This window comes from Arthrobacter sp. TB 23, assembly GCF_000294595.1.
Taxonomy (GTDB): domain Bacteria; phylum Actinomycetota; class Actinomycetes; order Actinomycetales; family Micrococcaceae; genus Arthrobacter_D.
Genome location: NZ_ALPM01000029.1, coordinates 1 through 20,590, shown reverse-complemented (window position 1 = coordinate 20,590; position 20,590 = coordinate 1). Strand labels below are relative to the sequence as shown.

Below are 20,590 nucleotides of genomic sequence, written 5' to 3'. Positions count from 1 at the left end.
CGATGGACTACATCGTCGGGTACACAGCAGATGAACGCGGACGCGACGCCGTCAGCCTCGCCGTCGCCCTGGCTCGACGCCAGGATGCGAACCTCCAATTGGTGATGGTGATGCCCGAGCATTCCCCATTCAATGCGGTCTATCCACCCGAAAAAGGGTTTGAGAGCATCCTCTCGGCCCAGTTGCAGGAATGGCTGGCTGAAGGGCTCGCCCTGATCCCCGACGACGTAACCGCCCGCGCGCACGTCATCAGCGCAGATTCGCAGGCGGGCGGGCTCATCGACGCAGCGGTTGATTCGGGCGCTTCGCTGATCATCATCGGTGCCAGCTCACGAGGCCTGCGAAAACGATTCAACGTCGGTAGCGTCGCCGGAACCCTCCTGCATGCATCGCCGGTACCCGTGGCCCTGGCACCCCAGGGCTATCGACGCCTCGATCCAATCACCCGGCTCACCTGTGCGGTGGGCACCAGGGAGGGTGCGGATGCGGTGATCGCGGTGGCCGTCGACTCGGCCACCCGACGTCGACTCCCACTCAGGCTGGTCTCGCTCGTGGCGCTTGACCCGGCAACGGGCACCGATGGGGGAGCGGACGCAGCCGCGGTGGATTCCGCGCACCAGCACGCCAACACGCGTCTGGCCGAGGCAGCGTCGTCACTCGCCGCCGGCGGGCAGGTCAGTGTGGAAGTGGCGCAGGGAGCCACCGTCGAGGAAGCGATCGGAGCGCTGGCCTGGGACGAGGGCGAGGTCCTCCTGGTCGGTTCCAGTCGTCTGGCGCAGCACAGCCGCCTGTTCCTCGGCGTTACTGCAAACAAGATCCTTCGAGCATTGACGGTGCCCATGGTTGTGGTGCCACGAAGTTACACAGCTGTTGAGGACCAGTCGCACCAGCCGGAGCGGTCTGTTACCAAGCGGTCCGATGCCGGTGAAGGCAAGGACGTTCAATCCACCGAGGTGAAGCAGTGAGCACCATACCAACGAAAGATCCCTCCACCGGACTCAGTCAGAAAGGTCTCAACTCCGGGTCGGTCGGCCTGTTGGGCGCGGTTGTGATCGGTGTATCGTGCATCGCTCCCGCGTACACGCTGACCGCGGCGCTCGGTCCCACCGTTGCAGAGGTGGGGGTGCAGTTGCCCGCCATCTTCCTGGTCGGCTTCATCCCGATGCTGCTGGTGGCCCTTGGCTACCGCGAATTGAACAATTCAATGCCCGACGCCGGCACCTCCTTTACCTGGGCCACCCGGGCTTTTGGACCGTGGATCGGCTGGATGGGTGGTTGGGGTCTGATCGCCGCGACAGTTATTGTCCTGTCGAACCTGGCAGCTGTTGCTGTCGACTTTTTCTACCTGATGCTCGCCCAGCTGACCGGAAACGACTCGTTGGCCGATCTGACCCTTAACCTGCCATTGAACATCGTCACCACCCTGGTGTTCATCGCGTTGGCTTGCTGGGTTTCCTACCGCGGTATGGAAACCACCAAAGCCGTGCAGTACGTGCTGGTCGGCTTCCAGCTGTTGGTCCTGGGCTGGTTCGCCATCGCGGCCTTTGCCCATGTCGCCAATGGGACAGCTTTCGACGCGACGGCCATCAGCCCCGACTGGTTCAACCCGTTTGCGGTGGAATCCTTCTCGGCTTTCGCCGCTGGTGTGTCCCTCTCGATCTTCGTTTATTGGGGCTGGGACGTCACCCTGACCATGAATGAGGAAACCAAAGACCCCGAACGTACTCCCGGCCGGGCAGCAACCCTCACCGTCCTGGTCATTGTGGTGATCTACCTGACGGTTGCGTTGGCGACCCTCACCTATGCAGGTGTGGGTGACGGCGAACTCGGCGCCGGAAATGTTGACAACCAGGGAAGCATTTTTGCGGTCCTCGCAGGCCCCGTGATGGGCCCGTTCGCCATCCTGATGTCCCTGACAGTTCTCAGCAGTTCCGCCGCTTCCCTGCAGTCGACCTTCGTGTCGCCTGCCCGCACCCTGCTGTCGATGGGTCACTACCGCGCACTGCCGGCCAGCTACGGCAAGATCAGCCCCACCTACAAGTCGCCCAGCTACGCCACTATCGCCGCCGCGGTCGCAGCTGCCGGGTTTTACGTAGTCACCAGGGTGGTATCCGAGAACGCCCTGTATGACACCATCACGGCGCTCGGCATGATGATCTGCTTCTACTACGGGATCACGGCGATGGCCTGCGTCTGGTATTTCAGGGCTGTCGCGTTCAGCAGCGCCCGCAACTTCGGGCTGAAGTTCCTCGCGCCGCTGCTCGGCGGCGTCATCCTGCTGGTCATGTTCGTGAAGACAGCCACCGACTCGATGGACCCGGGCTACGGTTCCGGCTCGTCCATCGGAGGGGTGGGGCTGGTGTTCATCCTCGGGACCGGGGTCATCCTCCTCGGGGCTGTGCTGATGTTCATCATGTACCGGGTCAACCCTGGCTTCTTCCGCGGTGAAACACTGAAGCAGGGGAGTGCTTCAGCCAACGTGATGCAGTAACCCTCCGTGCCGTGTGACGGCGGGCACTTCGGCGCCCGCCGTCCACGATAAGGTTGCCTGAGCAGATCTGCGGCGGTAACCCCGGGCGCCGGTCAGAATCCGATCCGGAAGGCACGCCGTATGCGTTATGTAGTTGGCTTTACAAACAATGATCGTGGCCGTGACGCGCTGGCGTTGGCCACCTCGCTGGCTCGGACGCAGGGAGCCAGCATCGATCTGGTAACCGTTCTCGACCGCCCTCAGGACGGCAGCGTAGGCGCCGGCACCAACCGGGCCCTTGCCGCTTTGCATGAGGCGATCGAGGGGATTCCAGGGGGCGTCGAAGTAGTGCCGCACGTCAAACTTGCCGACTCTTTCGCGGAGGGACTCCTTGAGGTCGCCCATGACCTCGATGCGGGGCTGATCGTCATTGGAGCCGCCGGCAACGGCCTGCTCCGTCGATTCACCGTCGGCAGCGTAGCGAACGCGGTCCTGCACTCGTCGCCAGTGCCTGTCGGGTTGGCTCCGCGCGGGTACCGGCACCGCGACCGGATGACCAGACTCACCTGCGCCGTCGGTACCCGTGCGGGTGCCGAGGCTGTCCTGGATGTAGCGGTCGACTCCGCCGCGCGCCGCGGGATGCCGCTGCGCCTGATCTCGTTGGTGGCGCTGGACGTCAACGAGCAGTCGGACACCGGTGAAGCAATTAATCTTGCACACCGGCACGCCAACTCAGTGCTGGCTCGGGCGGGGGAGCAGCTTCCCGAAGGCCACGAAACCACCATCACGGTTGCCCACGGGCGTACCATCGAGCAGGCAATCGACGACATCGAGTGGGATCCAGGCGAGATCGTCTTCGTCGGATCGAGCCGGCTCGCGAAGCGCAGCCAACTGTTCCTGGGATCGACAGCCAACAAGATGCTACGGGCGTTGCCTGTGCCAATGATCGTTGTGCCGCGGGACTGGAACCTTCCGGCAGCCTAGGAGTTCCTGGCCTTAACCGGGCTAGACCGCGGCGGTCTCCTCGACCGGCGTGGCATCACGGGAGCGGCGCGGTCGGGAGTTCTTTCGCACGGTGTGCAGCATGTCGACGGTCAGCATCGACAGGGCAATCCAGACCAGCCCGAACCCGATCCAACGCTCCAACGGCATCTCTTCCTGGAAAACGAAGAGCGCCAACAGGAACTGCAGCACTGGCGCGAGGTATTGGAGAAGCCCAATCGTGGTCAGCGGCAGCCTCCGGGCTGCGGCGCCGAAGAAGAGCAGCGGGACCGCGGTGATGATGCCCGCCGCGGCCATGATCCAGAAGTGTGCGGGGCCCTCGGTGAGCACTGTCGCGGATCCCGACACCGTCAGCCAGATCATCACGGCACCCGCGATCGGGGTGAGAACCGCGGTTTCGATACTCAGGCTGGACAGTGCTCCAACCTTGGAACCCACCCGCTTCTTGACGAACCCGTAGAACCCAAAGGAAAAGGCTAGGGTCAGAGCAATCCACGGCACGTTGCCGTAGCCGATGGCCAGCACCACCACCGCGATGATGCCAACGCCGACCGCCGCCCACTGCAGCCTGCGGAGCTTCTCCCGCAGCACGACGACGCCGAGCAACACGGACACGATCGGGTTGATGAAGTAGCCGAGGGCCGCCTCAATCGCGTGGCCGTTGGTGACCCCGTAGGTATACACAAACCAGTTCACAGCGATCAACAGCGCTGCGATCGCCAGAGTGCCGAGGATTCGTGGGTTCGACGCGGCGGACCACATCGTCCGCCAGGACCTCATCACGGTCAGCAGCAGCGCGCAGAACACCAGGGACCAGAGCACACGGTTCGCGACAATCTCGATTGCCGTCGCAGGCAGCAGGATCATGAAGTACAGCGGGAGGAGACCCCAAAGACCGTAGGCGCCGATGCCGTAAAGGATGCCCGTCGAGTTTTCGCTTCGGGGCTGGCGCGGGCTGGTGATATCGGTGGGGGTCACGTGGGCTCAAACGCCGCTGTCTCAGATTTTATTCCCCGCTCCTACACTTCCAGCCGGATTCCTCTCCGCGCGGCACCGGTCGACGGAGACGGGCATCACAGGTTTAGACTGCGTCAGCCGGTGCATTTAGAATAGGAAACTGTGCGCTAAGTGTACGTTTCGGTTGATCACTAGGGAAGAAGGCCAATCAGTGTCCACCTCAGCTGCGGGGCGTCCGCTGCGGGTAGCGATCATCGGTGCCGGTCCGGCAGGGGTCTACGCTGCCGACATTCTGACGAAGTCCCAGGAGGTTCAGGGCGGTGACTTCGCGGTCAGCATTGACCTCTTTGATCAGCACCCCGCCCCCTATGGCCTGATTCGCTATGGCGTAGCGCCGGATCACCCGCGCATCAAGGGCATCGTGAACGCGCTGCACAAGGTGCTGGACCGGGGCGACATTCGGTTCCTGGGAAACATCAATTACGGGCGGGACCTGACGCTGTCCGACTTCCGCAAGTTCTACGACGCAGTCATTTTCTCCACGGGCGCGATCAAGGACGCGGAACTGAACATCCCCGGAGTGGACCTTGACGGGTCCTTCGGCGGCGCCGAGTTCGTCTCCTGGTACGACGGTCACCCCGATGTGCCCCGCGACTGGCCACTGAACGCCACGGAGATAGCGGTGATCGGCAACGGCAACGTTGCCCTCGACGTTGCACGGGTGCTTTCCAAGCACGCCGACGACCTGCTGACCACCGAAATCCCCGACAACGTGTACGCGGGTTTGAAAGCCTCACCCGTCACCGACGTGCACGTGTTCGGCCGCCGTGGTCCAGCCCAGGTGAAGTTCACGCCGCTTGAGCTGCGCGAACTGTCCCATTCCCGTGACGTGGACATTGTGCTCTACCCGGAGGACTTCGACTTCGACGTCGCCTCCGAACAGCAGATCGCCAGCAACAACCAGACCAAGACGATGGTGAAGACCCTCACCAATTGGCTGGTCGACGACGAACCAACAGGTGCCTCCCGACGGCTGCACCTGCATTTCCTGCACTCGCCTGTCGAGATCACCGATTCACCGGAAACCCCCGGCAAGGTCGCCAACATGAGGTTCGAACGCACCGAGCTCACCGGCGAAGGCACAGTTCGCGGCACCGGCGAGTTCATCGACTACCCCGTGCAGGCGGTCTACCGTGCGATTGGCTACTTCGGGTCCGAGCTTCCTGAAGTTGGATTCGATAGTCGGCGCGGTGTCATTCCCAACGAAGGCGGCCGGGTCATCGACCAGGCGGGCAACCCGGTTCCCGGCATCTACGCCACTGGCTGGATCAAGCGCGGACCGGTGGGCCTGATCGGCCACACCAAGGGCGACGCGTTGGAGACGATCGGTTTCCTCCTCGAGGACCGACTGAACCTCCCACCGGCCCAGGACCCATCGGAGCAGGCCATCATCGACCTCCTCACCGAGCGGGGGATTCGCTACACCACCTGGGACGGCTGGCTCAAGCTCGACGCCCATGAACTGAAGTTGGGTGCCAACTTTGTGCACGACGGCGGCGCCAATGCGGAACTCGTCAGGGAACGTGTCAAGGTGGTCCCCCGGGACGAGATGATAGCCATTTCTCGGGACGATTAGGTCCGCAAAAGAGCTGCGCCGCGGCCGGGATCGGACGACGGCGACGGGTCCCTGGCTGTGTTCAATTGGCTGGGTCCAGCCTGGTTGTGCCCAACCTCGCTCCGCCCAACCTTGTTGTGTCGCGCCTAGACTGTGGCAATGACACGTCAGATCCTCTGCTTCGCCTTCGCCCTGACCGGGGTGGTGCTCACCGTCGGTTGCAGCGGCCCGTCCCCTCAGCCCGACAGCGGTGACCAGCCCTTCGCTACCTACAGTCAGTCGGGTGCGAGCGGCGACGGTGCGGGAATCGCTGGTCGCCTGATTCTGGAAGACGGCTGTGTCTACTTGATCAGCCCGGAATTCTCGGAGCGGTGGGTTCCCGTGTTTCGCGCCGAAGCCAATCCTGAGTGGCGTGATGGCACCCTGGTCTTCGATGGCGAGGAGTACGCGGCGGACGAGACCGTCGGCCTCGGCGGAAGCGGTTGGGAGGGCAGCGAGGACCCGCTGACCATTCCTGAATCCTGTGATGACTCACCGCGGTGGACCACCTGGACGGTCGGGCCCGAGGACGCCCTCTAACGTCCCGGCGGTCACCTCCCCGGGGCATTTCGCCACGCCGAAATGCGCCGCCAAACCCTGTGTCAAAATCCTGTTCCGGAAACTCCTCGACAACACCCGCGACAGACGGGCGCCGACGGCACTAGACTGATGCCACCCCACCGGCGGGGAGACCAGAAGCGGGGTGTCGATGACGCAGCAGCAACTGCCGATTCCGGGGGGACTCACGTCGAGATCCCTTCAGCAGTGCGCCCACCGTGCTCACGAGCGGCTCGGCAGCGCGCCGCCCTCGGGCGTGCGCACACTGGTGGGCGAATCCTGGCTGCGTTCCCTGAAACACTTTCCCGATCCGGACGCCGCTCAGGCGCCCCTGTTTTACAGCGATGAAGAGCTTGATGCGTACCGCAGAGGCCACCCCCTGGCGGCGGTACTGCCGATTATCCGGAAGCTGCTGGTGCAACCCAGCGCTGACAGCGGATTGCTGGTGGCGGTCGGCGACGCAAATGGTCGGCTGCTCTGGGTCGAGGGCGATCGGGACCTGCGCCGTCGTGCTGAGGGAATGATGTTCGTCGCGGGGTCGGACTGGTCGGAGGCTGCCGTAGGCACAAGCGCCCCGGGCACGGCGCTGGCCCTCGGGAGGAGCGTCCAGATTGCTGGGGCGGAGCATTTCAGTCCCCAGGCTCACCACTGGAGTTGCACGGCGGTCCCCGTCCACGATCCGGATTCGGGGATGGTGCTCGGCGTTGTGGACATTACCGGCACCGACGACGCTGTGGCAGTACACACGCTGTCTTTGGTCGAAGCGACTGTCGCTGCCGCTGAGGCGCATCTGAGCCTGCACCGGCTGCAGGATCAGCAACCAGCGCGAAAACTCCCCGCAACAAAAACGAATGCTGTCGACCGGGAGGGCCTGCAGATACTGGGACAGGACCGCGGGGTTGTCCACCTGGGACGTAAATCGGTGGAACTCAGTGCACGGCATGCGGAACTCATCACCCTGCTCGCCCTGCATCCGGCTGGCCTCAGTGCCGAACAGCTCGCCGTAATGGCCTACCCGGAGCATGTGTCAGTCACCACCGTGCGCGCTGAGATGCTGCGGCTGCGGCGCGCCCTCTCCTCCCACCTACCGTCGCTGGTTCCGCGCTCCCGGCCGTACCGGCTACCCCGAGAGTTGCCCGTCGATGCATCGCAGGTGCTGGATTACCTGCAACGCGGCGCCCACCGGATGGCACTCAACCTGTACCGAGGGCCAGTCCTGCCAAGGTCCGAGGCGCCGTTTATCGTGAGGCTCCGTACCGAAGTCAGTTCCCTGCTCCGCGAAGCCGTCCTGACCGATGGCGCCGTCGACGCCGTCCTGCAGTATCTTCAGCTGCCCGAGGCCGCCGACGATGCCGAGGCGTGGACTGCCGCCCTGAAAGTGCTTCCGCCGCGGTCGCCGCGGCGGGCATCCGTCGTCGCGCACATTGAACGGCTCGAGGCGGAACTCAGTCTTTCCTGACTGACGGACCGACCGGTCTGCGGGCCGGGTGCAGGGGCCTGGTGCAACCTTCGTGCAACTTATGCGTACCTACACTTCGAAGACACGACGACGACGTCCTGTTTTCGAACCCAAGGAGTTAAACAATGACTGTTTACGCCCAGCCCGGCCAAGATGGATCCAAGATAACGTTCAAGCCGCGTTACGAAAACTGGATTGGCGGTGAATGGGTTGCCCCCATCAAGGGGCAGTACTTCGAGAATATCTCTCCAGTCAACGGCAAAGCCTTCTGCGAGGTAGCGCGGGGCACCGCCGAAGACATCGAACTGGCCCTCGACGCCGCCCACAAGGCTGCCCCCGGGTGGGGCAAGACGTCAGTGGCTGAGCGTGCAGCGATCCTCAACCGGGTAGCGGACCGGATCGAGGAGAACCTGGAAATGCTGGCGGTCGCCGAAACCTGGGACAACGGCAAGCCCATCCGGGAGGTGCTCGCCGCTGACCTCCCGCTCGCAGCGGATCATTTCCGCTACTTTGCCAGCGCTGTCCGCGCACAGGAGGGGCGCCTGTCCCAGCTGGACGACAACATGACCGCCTACCATTACCACGAGCCACTCGGCGTGGTGGGTCAGATCATCCCCTGGAACTTCCCGATCCTGATGGCCACCTGGAAACTTGCCCCCGCGCTGGCCGCAGGCAACGCCGTCGTCCTCAAACCAGCCGAGCAGACGCCGACGTCGATCCTGGTGCTGATGGAGCTGCTCAGCGATATCCTGCCCCCGGGAGTGCTCAACGTGGTGAACGGTTTCGGTGTGGAGGCTGGCAAGCCACTTGCGTCGTCGAAGCGGATCCGGAAGATCGCGTTTACCGGTGAAACGACCACCGGCCGGTTGATCAGCCAGTACGCGAGTCAGAACCTCATCCCGGTCACCCTGGAACTCGGCGGGAAGAGCCCCAACATCTTCTTCGGCGATGTTGCCGACAAGAAGGACGCGTTCTATGACAAGGCGCTTGAAGGGTTCGCACTCTTCGCGTTCAACCAGGGCGAAGTATGCACCTGTCCTTCCCGGGCGCTGATCCAGGACTCGATGTATGACTCCTTTATGGCCGACGCCCTCGCGAGGACCGAGAAAATGGTTCAGGGCAACCCGCTGGACACGAGCACTCAGGTCGGCGCCCAGGCATCCAATGACCAGCTGGAAAAGATCCTCTCCTACTTCGATATCGGCAGGCAGGAAGGGGCGAAAATCCTCACCGGTGGTGAACGGATTACTCTCGACGGCGACCTCTCGGAAGGCTTCTATGTAATGCCGACCATCTTCGAGGGCACCAACTCCATGCGGGTGTTCCAGGAAGAGATCTTTGGACCCGTTGTGTCGGTCACCCGCTTCAGCGACTACACCGAAGCAATGCAGATCGCCAACGACACCCTCTACGGGCTCGGCGCTGGTGTCTGGTCCCGCAACGGGAATGTCGCCTACCGTGCCGGCCGCGAGATCCAGGCCGGACGGGTCTGGGTGAACAACTACCACGCCTACCCTGCCGGGGCTGCGTTCGGTGGCTACAAGTCCTCGGGCATCGGCCGTGAAAACCACACGATGATGCTTGACCACTACCAGCAGACCAAGAACCTGTTGGTCAGCTACAGCGAAGACAAGCTGGGCTTCTTTTAAGGAGCGGCGATTCCTGAAGGAGCGATGATGACAGTCGAAGCCACCGTAGAGCTGCCCGGGGAAGATTTCTCGCGGGTAGCGCTCACGGAGTCAGCGGTGGAACTGCTGAGGAAGCTGTGGGATCTTCACGGACCCCTGATGTTTCACCAATCGGGTGGCTGCTGTGATGGGTCCTCGCCAATGTGTTACCCGGCGGATGACTTTATTACGGCGGAAGCCGATGTGCTGCTCGGAGTCCTCAACGTCGGTGAGGGGGCCGAAGCCGCCCAGCTGATCGAGTTCTGGATGTCCCGTGAACAGTTCGAGTACTGGCGGCATACGCACCTCACGGTCGATGTGGTTCCAGGGCGGGGGAGCGGGTTCTCCGTCGAAGCTCCGGAAGGAGTCCGGTTCCTGATCCGGTCCCGGTTGATGTCCTGACCAGCTGTCCGGCCCATCTTCACGTGGGCCGGACAGCTTCAGCAGGCCCATCACGGGTGAACGTGATGAGTTGCACACCGAATCTGGTTGCACAGAATGCAAAATTGCACTTAGTGTAACAATGTGAATGATCCAACCGTAGCGATGAGTGCCGTCCTCGCGGGTTCGCCCGGCCGGCGCGAGCAGAACAAGCTCGACACCCGAAGGGCCATCGCCGTATCCGCGCTCGAGTTTGCCCGCACCCACGGGCTGGGCAACTTCACCGTGGATCAGGTAGCCGCCGAAGCAGGCGTGTCACGCCGCACCTTCTTCAACTACTTCCACAGCGCCGAAGAGGCGCTCACCACTTCCACTGATGCCTTTCTCGAACTGGCTGCCGCCGAATTCATGGCCAGGCCAGCGGACGAGCCCCTCTTTGACGCCATGATCGCGGCGCTCGCGGCCATTGCCAAGACCGAGAATCTCAGCGTCTGCGGGGAACTCTTCCGGATGGCCGAGGAAAGTCCCGAACTGATGCGCAGTCAACTGCATGCCTGGGAGCGAGCCGAAACCCGGATCCGCCAGGCGGTCAACGAACGACTGGGCGGCAACCTCGATCCCCTCTACCTGCTCGCGCTCGTTGGTGCTGTGCTCTCCTGCGTCAAGGCCGCAATGCAGGTATGGGCCGCCGCATCCAATGCACCACCCGCCGATTCAGCGAGTGAACTGGAAGACCAGATTGTCGGCGCCCTCTCGATGTTGCGCGACGGATTCAGTAACCCCAGCTAAGCCGGCCGCAACCGCCAGGCCGATCAACGCCGACCGGTCCGCCCACCCTTATTGCTTTCCAACAACCGAACGAACCGAGGAACACTTCATGGCACACCTGCTGTACCGCTTAGGCAAGTTTGCATCACGACAGCGCTGGTGGATTGTTTCCGCGTGGCTTGCCATTCTGTTGGCCGTGGGAGGTTCAGCGGCCGCGTTCTCGGGCACGTTGAGCAACAACTTCACCATTCCCGGCACTGAGTCACAGCGTGTCCTGGATGAGCTGAGGGACACCATGCCTGAGGCCATTGGCGGTATGGGAACCATTGTGTTCACGACCCCCGATGCTGCAATGACCGACGAACAGCAGACCGCTGTCGAGGACGCGCTCGCTGACCTTGAACAGGTTGAGGGCGTCGAATCAGTCATTAATCCCTTCGACATCTCCCGGCAGCTCGAGGACGGCCAGGCCGGCATCGACGAGGGCCGCGCTGAGATCGAGCAGGGCACCACCGAGCTCGAAGCCGGTGCCGCGCAGGCAGAAGCCGGTCAGGCCGAGCTGGATGCCCAGCGCGCCGAGTTTGAACAGAGCCGGGATCTGCTCCCACCCGAGCAGGCGGCGGCAATCGAGGCTCAGCTGGCGGAAGGCCAGGCCCAGCTCGACGCGTCGCTTGCCGAGATTGAAGAAGGCCGGGGTCAGCTTGAGGAGGGCCTCGCGGAGCTCGACCTCGCCGAGCGAACCCTCGAGGCGTCCTCCGGAATCAAGTTCGTGTCCGACGACGGCGCCGCAGCGGTAGCCAGCGTCCAGTTTGATTCCCAGATTGACGCCGTCACCCCGGAAACCCGCGAAGCGGTCCAGGTTGCAGCCGACGCTGCCACCGAAGCGGGCGTTGAGGTCAATTACAGCAAGGAAATCGTCCAGGACATTTCCGAAATCTTTGGGATCGCAGAGATCGTCGGCCTGCTGGTCGCTGTCATCGTGCTGATCGTCATGCTCGGCACCCTGGTTGCTGCCGGGCTGCCGCTGCTGATGGCCATCGTCGGCGTCGGGGTCGGAGTGGGTGTGACCTTTGCGCTGACCAGCGTCATCTCGATGAGCTCCATTACCCCCGTGCTCGCCTTGATGCTCGGACTCGCTGTCGGCATCGATTACTCCCTGTTCATTGTGAACCGGCACCGGACCCAGCTGCTTCGCGGCATGGACCTGCAGGAGTCGATTGGCCGGGCCACCGGTACCGCTGGCAACGCCGTCCTGTTTGCGGGCATCACCGTGATTATTGCCCTCGCGGCCCTAGCCGTACCGGGGTTGCCGTTCCTGACCCTGCTCGGGATGTCAGCCGCCGGCACGGTCGCCGTCGCGGTCCTCGTGGCGCTCACCCTGACCCCGGCGTTGCTCGGGTTCATGGGCCGGAAGGTGATCTCCCGCCGCCGGTGGGCCAAAGCGGAGGCTGAGTCCGACCTCAACTCCTCCCATGAGCAGTTGCAGCTCGAGGCTGACAAGCTGTCGGCCAGTGGTCGTGGCTGGGGAGGCTTTGCCACCCGCAAACCGATCCTCACCCTCATCGCGGGCGTTGCGGCCCTTGCAGTCATCGCACTCCCAGCCCTTGAACTTCGGGTGGGCCTGCCCGACGGCGGCTCGGAGCCAGTGGACTCGACGGCGTTCCAGGCGTACGAGCTGGCGGGGGAGTACTTCGGCGAGGGGACCAACGGTCCGCTGCTGGTGGTGGCTAATCTTCCCGCCACCGACTCTGACGCTCAGCTAAGCGAGCTACAGCTCGAGGTCGCCGACCGCCTTGCAACAGTGGACAACACTGCCGCTGCCGTTCCGGCGGGCGTCAGCGACGACGGGCGGACCGGCATTTTCCAGGTGATCCCCACCGAGGGGCCCGCCAGCGAGAGCACCGAAGAACTGGTCCGGGAGCTCCGCGACTCAGCGCCGGTCATTGAGTCGGACACCGGCGTACTGATCTCGGTGACCGGCCAGACGGCAGCCAACATCGACGTTTCAGAGAAGCTGATGGAAGCAATGCCCCTCTACCTGGGGATCGTCGTCGGGCTGTCGCTGGTGCTGCTGCTCCTCGTGTTCAGATCGATCCTGGTTCCCCTGATCGCCACTGCAGGTTTCCTGCTGTCGCTGCTGGCCAGCTTCGGTGCCACCGTAGCGATCTACCAGTGGGGCTGGTTCGGTGACATTTTCGGGGTGACCAACCCAGGACCAATCCTCAGCTTCCTACCCATCATCCTGATCGGCGTCCTGTTCGGGCTGGCAATGGATTACCAGATGTTCCTGGTCTCGGGGATGCGTGAGGCCTGGGTCCACGGAGGCAGCGCCAAGAGCGCCGTCCGGGTGGGCTTCAGCCACGGTGCGCGGGTGGTCACCGCTGCTGCCATCATTATGGTCGCGGTCTTCGCCGGATTCGTGTTCTCCCACCTGACCATGGTCCGGCCAATCGGGTTTGGTCTGGCCTTCGGGGTGCTCATTGACGCCTTTGTGGTCAGGATGACCCTGGTGCCTGCCGCTATGTACCTGCTGGGAAGGCACGCCTGGTGGCTGCCGAAGTGGCTGGATCGTATCCTGCCGGACGTGGATGTCGAGGGCGCCCGACTAGCCCAGTCAGTACCGGCCTCGGAAACTGACGCCTCGGATGATGTCGATCAGGTAACAGTCAAGGGGTAAGGTGTCGCCGCTGGGTGCGCTGGTCTTGCCTGAGAGGTAAGCCGACGTACTATTCAAGACATGGCCAGACCACCCAACCCAGAGCGCAAGACGGAACTGCTTGACCAGATCCTGGACTACTTGCTGGATAAGACCTTTGCAGGACTCAGCTTTCGTACTTTGGCAGATGGCCTTGGTATCAGCAGTTACGTGCTGGTCTACCATTTTGGCAATCGCGAGGAGCTGGTCAACCAGATCGTCACCCACATTGAGCGTCGCGACGAAACGGTGAGGCTACCTGACCCGTCGGAGCTCAGCCGAGAGGAGTTTCGCGAGTGGTCAATAGCGTCCTGGAAGTGGACTCAGATCGAACGCAACCGGCAGCTGCAACGGTTGGAGTTCGAAGCATCCCTGCACGACGCTGTGAGCCCCACGCCGAGGGAGAGCGCGGTAGCGAAGTTCGACTACTGGCATGGCTTCATCCGCGACTGGCTGTTGAACCAGGGTGTGCCGGCGGACCGGGCTGATGCCGTCGCGCGGGTCCACATTTCGGGCATCTATGGATTGCAGTATGACTTCGTCGTCAACCGGGACCGGCCGGCTGCTGAGGCTGCGCTGCTGCTCTTGATGGACTACTTTTTCGATGGGTTGGACCGGGCACTTGACCAGCAACAGTAGTCCAGTCAACAATTTCTGACCTGAAGCAGCGCACCAACCGAAAAAGGCGGGCACCGTGAGGTGCCCGCCTTTTTCAAACCCATTAGTGGGTGAGTCGGTTAGACCTTGTTGGCTGCTTCGGCCTGGGTGCTGCCACCGGAGGCGTCGGCGCCAAGTGCCGCACGAAGCTTGGCACCGAGTTCGACGTCGACGTTGGTCCAGTACTGGATGGCCCGTTCCCGGATGGCGTCGATGGTGACGCCGCCGACGGCACCGGTGATGGTCTCGAGGAAGCGAGCCCGCTCACCGTCGTCGAACACCTCGCGGTACAGGGTGCCGGCCTGGCCGAAGTCGTCGTCTTCAGCGTGGAGGGAATGCGCGGCGCGCACCAGATCGCCGTCGTTCTCCCAGCCGCCGTGTGGACCGTACTGCGCCGGGTCAGCTGCGGGGCCGCCCACCGAGTTTGGGGCGTAGACCGGGGTGGAGGGCGAGTTGAAGTCGTAGCGCGCTGCTCCGTCCTTCGAGTAGTTGCGGACCTCGTTCTTCGGCGCATTCACGGGCAGCTGTGCGTGGTTGGTGCCCACACGGTAGCGGTGTGCGTCAGCGTAGGAGAAGATCCGTGCCTGCAGCATGCGGTCGGGGCTAGCTGCGATACCGGGGACGAAGTTCGACGGCGCGAAAGCGGCCTGCTCGATCTGCGCGAAGTAGTTCTCCGGGTTGCGGTTCAGGGTGAGCTTGCCGACGGGGATCAGCGGGTAGTCGCCCTGCGGCCAGACCTTGGTCAGGTCGAACGGGTTGAAGCGGTAGTCCTTGGCGTCGTCGTACGGCATGATCTGGACCTTGAGGTCCCAGCTGGGGAAGTTGCCAGCGGCGATGTTCTCCGACAGGTCGCGCAGGTGGTGATCGGCGTCCGAGCCAGCAAGCGCCTCGGCCTGGTCTCCGGTCAGCACCTCGTGGCCCTGGTTGGACTTGAAGTGGTACTTGACCCAGGACTTCACGCCGGCTTCGTTGATCCACATGAAGGTGTGCGATCCGTAGCCATTCATGGTGCGCCAGGAGTTGGGCAGACCGCGATCGCCCATCAGCCAGGTCACCTGGTGTGCTGACTCGGGGCTGAGGGTCCAGAAGTCCCACTGCATGTCGGCGTCGCGCAGGTTGGTGCCCGGCAGGCGCTTCTGTGAGTGGATGAAGTCCGGGAACTTGATGCCATCGCGGATGAAGAAGACGGGGGTGTTGTTGCCGACCAGGTCGTAGTTACCCTCGTCGGTGTAGAACTTCAGGGCGAACCCGCGGGGGTCACGCCAGGTGTCGGGTGAGCCCTGCTCGCCGGCAACCGAGGAGAACCGCAGGAGCGTCTCGGTGACAGCACCTGGCTGGAACAGTGACGCCTTGGTGTATTCGCTGACGTCCGAGGTGACCTCGAAGGTACCGAACGCGCCGCCACCCTTGGCGTGGACCACGCGCTCGGGGACACGCTCGCGGTTGAACTGTGCCAGCTTCTCGATCAGGTAGTGATCGGTCAGGGGAATGGCACCGTCGCGGCCGAGGCTGGACGAGTTGGCGTCATCAATGACTGGTGCTCCGGATTGGGTGGTGCTGAAGTTCGAAGACATAAGGCTCCTTTGTTGGTGCGGTTAGTGACTTTGGGGTGGTCTGTGAGGGGTGGAACTAGCGACAATCGGCGCAAAGGCCCTGGTAGACGACGTCGGCAATCTGGATCGTCATCGGGCTGGCGCCTTCCGGCCACTGCGGGGTCAGGCAGGGCGCGTGGCCGACGGCGCAATCGACGTCCTCGATGCGGCCGCAGCCGGTGCAGACGGCGTGATGATGGTTATCGTCCACGCGGGTCTCGTACCGGGCGGGAGAGTGGGGCGTTTCGATCCGGCGCAGCAATCCCAGTGCGGTCAGATCGGCCAACACCACGTACACGGATTGCACGGTGATGTCGGGTAAATCGACGCGGACGCTGGCGGCGATGTCCTCGGTGGTGGCATGGGGGGACAGGTCGACGGCGGCCAGCACCGCGAGGCGCTGGCGGGTCACCCGGCGCCCGTTGGCACGCAGGGCGGTAGCCCACTGCGCCTCAGCGACTTCCGGTTGTGTTGCCATCTCGGTCATGACCTCAGTCAACCATTTATTCTGAGAAACTCATAATAGGCGCGCCGGTGGCGTTGGGGCGGCCGGGCGTTGGGTACCGTTAGTAGATCACTGAGAGGGATGTTCATGAGCCGATCCATCTGGGAGCACTCCCAAACCGTCGTAGTGGACGGGGTTTCCTGTTCGGTCAGGACCGTCGGAACTGGCAGCCGCGAGGTGGTCCTGATTCATGGGATCGGGGTCTCCACCCGCTATTTCGAACCGCTTGCCGAACGCCTTGCCCGGACCTGCACCGTGCACGCCATTGAGCTGCCCGGGTTCGGGGCGATGCCCGCGCCGCGGCGCCGACTCACGGTCAAGGAGTTTGGCGGTATTGCCGCTGCTGTGATGCGGATCCTCGGAGTGCGCGACGCCGTCGTCGTCGGACACTCAATGGGCTCCCAGGTTGCCGCGGAAGCGGTGCGTGCTGCCCCCGAGTTGGTGGGCCGGCTGGTGCTGCTCGCGCCCACCATCAACGATCGGGAGCGGACCGCTGCCACGCAGATGATGCGTCTGGCGCAAGACACCCTGCGGGAGTCGCCGGTGGCCAACTACATTGTGATTTCCGACTATTTCCGGGCCGGGATGAGGTGGTATCTGAAGACTCTGCCTTCCATGCTGGAACACCGGCTGGAGGACGCGCTGCCGGAAATTGCTTGTCCGGTCACTCTGGTGCGGGGAAGCCGCGACCCGATTGTGCCCGCCGACTGGCTTAGTCGACTGGCGGCCACCGGTCAGGACGTGACAACCGGGGAAATCCAGGGGGAGCCCCATGTGATGATGTATCGCTCGCCCGAACCCACCGCCCGATTCTGCCTTGGCGAAACATCACGTGTTGCTCGCTAAACGAGCCTGGTCGTGGGTGCTGGACTACGTCTACGTAGGATATTGGCAGGTGCACGGGTTCCTCTTCCGGGAGGATCCAGCCAAATACCTGACCCCCGACCGTGGTGCCAACGGTAAGGCCGGTCCGCCGGTGCTTCTCATTCCCGGCATCTACGAGACCTGGCAGTTCATGCGCCCGGTCGCGGCTCATCTGGCGTCGGCTGGCCACCCGGTCCATGTGGTCCAGCAGCTCGGGTACAACCGGGGCACCGTCCAGTCCATGGGAAGGTACGTTGCTGAGTATCTGGCGGCCCACGACCTGACCGATGTTGTTTTCGTGGCCCACAGCAAGGGCGGGCTTATTGGAAAGTACGTGATGACGCAGCCCGACAGCGGAGACCGCGTGCGGCAACTGATCGCCATCAACTCGCCGTTCTCGGGTTCCATCTACGCGAATTTCTTCATCCTGCCGAGCATCAGGGCGTTCTCACCGGGGAACAAGTTCCTCCGCACCCAGCTGGCCAATATTGAGTCAAACGCACGGATCACCTCCATCTACAGCAGCTTCGACCCCCACATTCCGCGGGGCAGCCAGCTGCCAGGAGCCGAGAATATTCAGCTGCCGACCATGGGGCACTTCCGGATCATCGGCGACAAGCGGCTGCTCGACGTCGTCGACCAGTCGATCGCCGACCACGGCTCCAATGCGGGCTGAGCGGCAGATAGCTCGTTCGACCTAAGCGCTCCGGTCCTTGCCGAGAGTCCGCGCCCGGTTTGTTTGCCTGGTGTCCCGACCCGCGGCACGCCCGGAGTCCCGCGCCGGAGTGGTTCGCCCGAATTCCCGACCCGCAGCCCGACCGAGTCCCGCGCCGGAGTGGTTCGCCCCCGATCCGGGCGAACGCAGCAGATACCGGCGAACGCCCCCGGTATATCTGCTGCGTTCGCCGGTTTGGGGCGCGGCTGCCGGTATCGGCCGCGATGGAAACGCAGTGGTTGCTCAGCCGGGTTCCATGCTCCGGGATCGTTGGTTGCTGGAGGAAACCACTTCGCCGTTACACTTCATAAGTGCCCAGACTCCTCGCCGATATCACCCCTCTGAAAGAGAGCCCTGCGTTCCGCAGACTGTTCTTCGGGATGGCGCTGTCAGCGGTCGGCACCCAGCTGACCCTCGTCGCTGTGAGCCTGCAGGTATACAGCCTGACCGAGTCCAGCCTGAGCGTTGGCCTGCTGGGGTTGTTCGCCCTGGTTCCGCTGGTGGTTGCCGGACTTTACGGCGGTGCGATTGCTGATGCGCATGACCGGCGCAAAGTGGCTCTGGTCTCCGGATTCTTCCTGTGGGGCAGCACCATGGCGATCGCCGCGCAAGCCTGGGCGGGCATCGAAAACGTGTGGCTGCTCTACGCCCTGGTGGCAGTCCACTCGGGCGCCGCAGGAATCAACCAACCCACCCGGACCGCAATCATTCCGCGACTCGTCCGTCCCGAACTGCTGCCGGCCGCCAACGCGCTCAGCATGATCACCTTCGGATTGGCGATGACCGTGGGTCCACTGTTCGCCGGGTTACTGGTTGCTCAGGTGGGATACGGCTGGACCTACACGGTCGACGTCGTCACCTTCACCGCAGCGCTGTGGGCACTGTTCAAGCTGCCCCCGATGCCCCCGGAAGGCAAGGTCCGGAAAGCTGGCCTCGCCACGGTGCTTGAGGGATTCAGATATCTGGGTACGCGGCCCAATATCCGGATGACGTTCCTGATTGACCTCGCAGCCATGGTGATGGCCCAGCCGCGGGCGCTGCTGCCAGCGATCGGGGCGGTACTCATTGGCGGCGGCGAGCTGACAGTCGGGATCCTGTTGGCCTCTGTTGCCGTCGGCGCTGTCCTCGCGGGGTTGTTCTCAGGGCCGTTGGGCCATATTCACCGGCAAGGACTGGCCGTGATGTGGTCGGTGATTGGGTGGGGAGCCTCGGTCAGTGCCTTCGGGCTGGTGGTGGTGATGGCGGGCAACTCCCAGGCCGCCGCGCCCGACACCCTGTCCCCGTGGATCATCCCGGCGGCGATCTGCCTGGTCTTCGCCGGGATCTCCGATTCCATCAGCGGCGTTTTCCGCAGCACCATCCTGCAGTCGGCTACCCCCGATGCGATGAGGGGGCGCCTGCAGGGAGTGTTCATCGTCGTCGTGGCCGGTGGCCCGCGGTTGGGTGACATGGTGGCTGGCGGAAACGCCGAGTGGCTGGGGGAGGGCTGGACTGCAGTTTGTGGCGGGTTGCTCTGCATTGTGTTGGTCATCATTTTGATGAAGCGCCAACCACGCTTTGCGCAGTACGATTCACGTAACCCCGAACCGTAGCCGCGGGCCAGAACATCAGGGTCTGTGAATAGCGCCGGATGTGGAACAGTCCAGTTATTCGGTGCGTTGTACGGGATGAACGACCGATACTCAAGGAGTTGGCAGTTTCAGTGCATAATCATTTCAATGGCGCCAAGACGGTAATGCTGTTTGGCGCCCTTATGGGTATCTTTCTGGTCTTTGGTGCTGTTATTGCCGGTGCCACGGGCAGTTCAGCCTTCATCTGGATCTTCGCGCTGATCGGCGTGGGTTCGGTGGCGTACAGCTACTGGAACAGCGACAAGCTCGCCATTCGGGCGATGAAGGCAATGCCGGTGACCGAGCAGCAGGCCCCGGCCATGTACCGCATTGTGCGCGAGCTCAGCACCAAGGCCAACAAGCCAATGCCGCGCCTGTACGTTTCACCCACCATGGCGCCCAATGCCTTCGCTACCGGCCGTAACCCCGAGAACTCAGCGGTCTGCTGCACGCAGGGCATCCTGAATCTGCTGAATGAGCGCGAACTGCGCGGCGTGCTGGGACACGAGCTGATGCACGTGTACAACCGCGACATCCTGCTCAGCTCGATGGCAGCCGCGGTGGCCGGTGTGATCACCTCGGTGGCGCAGATGTTCGCGTTCACCGGCATGATGGGCGGCAACCGGAACTCCGGCGGGAACCCCATCGCTGCGATCCTCCTCGCGATCCTGGCGCCCTTCGCTGCCATGCTGGTGCGCTCAGCCATCGGCCGGACCCGCGAATACGACGCCGATGAGGATGGCGCCAAGCTCACCGGCGACCCGCTCGCCTTGGCTTCGGCGCTGCGGAAGCTGGAGCGCGGCACGCAGCAGGCACCCCTGCCGCAGAGCCAGCAGCTCGTCAATACCTCGCACCTGATGATCGCCAACCCTTTCAAGGGCGGTGGCGTGCAGAAGATGTTCGCCAGTCACCCGCCAATGGACGATCGCGTCCAGCGACTTGAGCGGATGGCCGGCCAGACGCTGCGGTAGTTCTTCTTAACCTACGACGACGGCGCCAGCAACCATGCCGGCGAGGGCGCCAGGCATGCTGAGCT

At 63.4% G+C, this 20,590-nt stretch carries 18 protein-coding genes; 15 read left to right on the top strand and 3 right to left on the bottom strand.

Annotated features, from left to right (window positions below; genetic code table 11):
- The first annotated feature begins 2 nt into the window (after nt 1–2).
- The 3 genes from B384_RS0103665 (at nt 3) to B384_RS0103655 (ending at nt 3,454) form a co-directional block, all read left to right on the top strand.
- Nucleotides 3–965: a universal stress protein gene (locus B384_RS0103665; RefSeq protein ID WP_019481789.1), complete on the top strand. Its 963-nt coding sequence runs from the start codon at nt 3–5 to the stop codon at nt 963–965.
- Nucleotides 962–2,491, top strand: a complete 1,530-nt coding sequence (locus B384_RS0103660) for an APC family permease (RefSeq protein WP_019481788.1) — start codon at nt 962–964, stop codon at nt 2,489–2,491. Before B384_RS0103665 ends, B384_RS0103660 begins: the two co-directional genes overlap by 4 nt.
- A 120-nt stretch (nt 2,492–2,611) precedes the next feature.
- Nucleotides 2,612–3,454 (top strand): universal stress protein, encoded by an 843-nt coding sequence (locus B384_RS0103655; protein ID WP_019481787.1) that lies wholly within the window; start codon nt 2,612–2,614, stop codon nt 3,452–3,454.
- Between the two features lie 21 nt (nt 3,455–3,475).
- Here the strand turns inward: B384_RS0103655 and rarD are convergent, their stop codons facing one another.
- A complete protein-coding gene (rarD, locus tag B384_RS0103650; RefSeq protein ID WP_019481786.1) occupies nt 3,476–4,450 on the bottom strand; it encodes an EamA family transporter RarD in 975 nt (324 codons plus the stop codon).
- Nucleotides 4,451–4,640: 190 nt separating this feature from the next.
- Here rarD and B384_RS0103645 point away from each other — a divergent pair, with 190 nt between their 5' ends.
- The 8 genes from B384_RS0103645 to B384_RS0103610 all read left to right on the top strand — a co-directional run bounded on the left by B384_RS0103645 (nt 4,641) and on the right by B384_RS0103610 (nt 14,250).
- Nucleotides 4,641–6,065, top strand: coding sequence for an FAD-dependent oxidoreductase (locus tag B384_RS0103645; RefSeq protein WP_019481785.1), 1,425 nt, complete (start codon nt 4,641–4,643; stop codon nt 6,063–6,065).
- Between the two features lie 138 nt (nt 6,066–6,203).
- Nucleotides 6,204–6,623: a hypothetical protein gene (locus B384_RS0103640; protein ID WP_019481784.1), complete on the top strand. Its 420-nt coding sequence runs from the start codon at nt 6,204–6,206 to the stop codon at nt 6,621–6,623.
- A gap of 169 nt (nt 6,624–6,792) precedes the next feature.
- Nucleotides 6,793–8,100 carry a GAF domain-containing protein gene (locus B384_RS0103635; protein ID WP_019481783.1) on the top strand — a complete coding sequence of 436 codons (1,308 nt, stop codon included), beginning with the start codon at nt 6,793–6,795 and terminating at the stop codon, nt 8,098–8,100.
- A gap of 125 nt (nt 8,101–8,225) precedes the next feature.
- Nucleotides 8,226–9,749, top strand: coding sequence for an acetaldehyde dehydrogenase ExaC (gene exaC / locus B384_RS0103630; protein WP_019481782.1), 1,524 nt, complete (start codon nt 8,226–8,228; stop codon nt 9,747–9,749).
- A 24-nt stretch (nt 9,750–9,773) separates the two neighbouring features.
- Entirely contained in the window at nt 9,774–10,169 is a 396-nt protein-coding gene (locus tag B384_RS0103625) for a DUF779 domain-containing protein (protein WP_019481781.1), read from the top strand.
- Between the two features lie 123 nt (nt 10,170–10,292).
- Complete coding sequence (locus B384_RS0103620; RefSeq protein ID WP_156808950.1) at nt 10,293–10,937, top strand: TetR/AcrR family transcriptional regulator; 645 nt, start codon at nt 10,293–10,295, stop codon at nt 10,935–10,937.
- Between the two features lie 88 nt (nt 10,938–11,025).
- Nucleotides 11,026–13,593: an MMPL family transporter gene (locus B384_RS0103615; RefSeq protein WP_019481779.1), complete on the top strand. Its 2,568-nt coding sequence runs from the start codon at nt 11,026–11,028 to the stop codon at nt 13,591–13,593.
- Between the two features lie 60 nt (nt 13,594–13,653).
- On the top strand, nt 13,654–14,250 hold the full coding sequence (locus B384_RS0103610) for a TetR/AcrR family transcriptional regulator (protein ID WP_019481778.1): 597 nt from the start codon (nt 13,654–13,656) through the stop codon (nt 14,248–14,250).
- A gap of 98 nt (nt 14,251–14,348) precedes the next feature.
- Here B384_RS0103610 and B384_RS0103605 read toward each other — a convergent pair whose 3' ends face one another.
- Nucleotides 14,349–15,842 carry a catalase gene (locus B384_RS0103605; protein WP_019481777.1) on the bottom strand — a complete coding sequence of 498 codons (1,494 nt, stop codon included), beginning with the start codon at nt 15,840–15,842 and terminating at the stop codon, nt 14,349–14,351.
- A gap of 55 nt (nt 15,843–15,897) precedes the next feature.
- Nucleotides 15,898–16,347 carry a Fur family transcriptional regulator gene (locus tag B384_RS0103600; RefSeq protein WP_019481776.1) on the bottom strand — a complete coding sequence of 150 codons (450 nt, stop codon included), beginning with the start codon at nt 16,345–16,347 and terminating at the stop codon, nt 15,898–15,900.
- A gap of 105 nt (nt 16,348–16,452) precedes the next feature.
- Here B384_RS0103600 and B384_RS0103595 point away from each other — a divergent pair, with 105 nt between their 5' ends.
- The 4 genes from B384_RS0103595 (at nt 16,453) to htpX (ending at nt 20,525) form a co-directional block, all read left to right on the top strand.
- Nucleotides 16,453–17,211 (top strand): alpha/beta fold hydrolase, encoded by a 759-nt coding sequence (locus B384_RS0103595; RefSeq protein WP_162148006.1) that lies wholly within the window; start codon nt 16,453–16,455, stop codon nt 17,209–17,211.
- Nucleotides 17,198–17,905 (top strand): alpha/beta fold hydrolase, encoded by a 708-nt coding sequence (locus B384_RS0103590; RefSeq protein WP_019481774.1) that lies wholly within the window; start codon nt 17,198–17,200, stop codon nt 17,903–17,905. The genes B384_RS0103595 and B384_RS0103590 overlap by 14 nt, the downstream gene beginning before the upstream one ends.
- A gap of 350 nt (nt 17,906–18,255) precedes the next feature.
- Nucleotides 18,256–19,536, top strand: coding sequence for an MFS transporter (locus B384_RS0103585; RefSeq protein ID WP_019481773.1), 1,281 nt, complete (start codon nt 18,256–18,258; stop codon nt 19,534–19,536).
- A 110-nt stretch (nt 19,537–19,646) separates the two neighbouring features.
- Nucleotides 19,647–20,525, top strand: a complete 879-nt coding sequence (gene htpX / locus B384_RS0103580) for a zinc metalloprotease HtpX (protein ID WP_019481772.1) — start codon at nt 19,647–19,649, stop codon at nt 20,523–20,525.
- Nucleotides 20,526–20,590 lie beyond the last annotated feature (65 nt).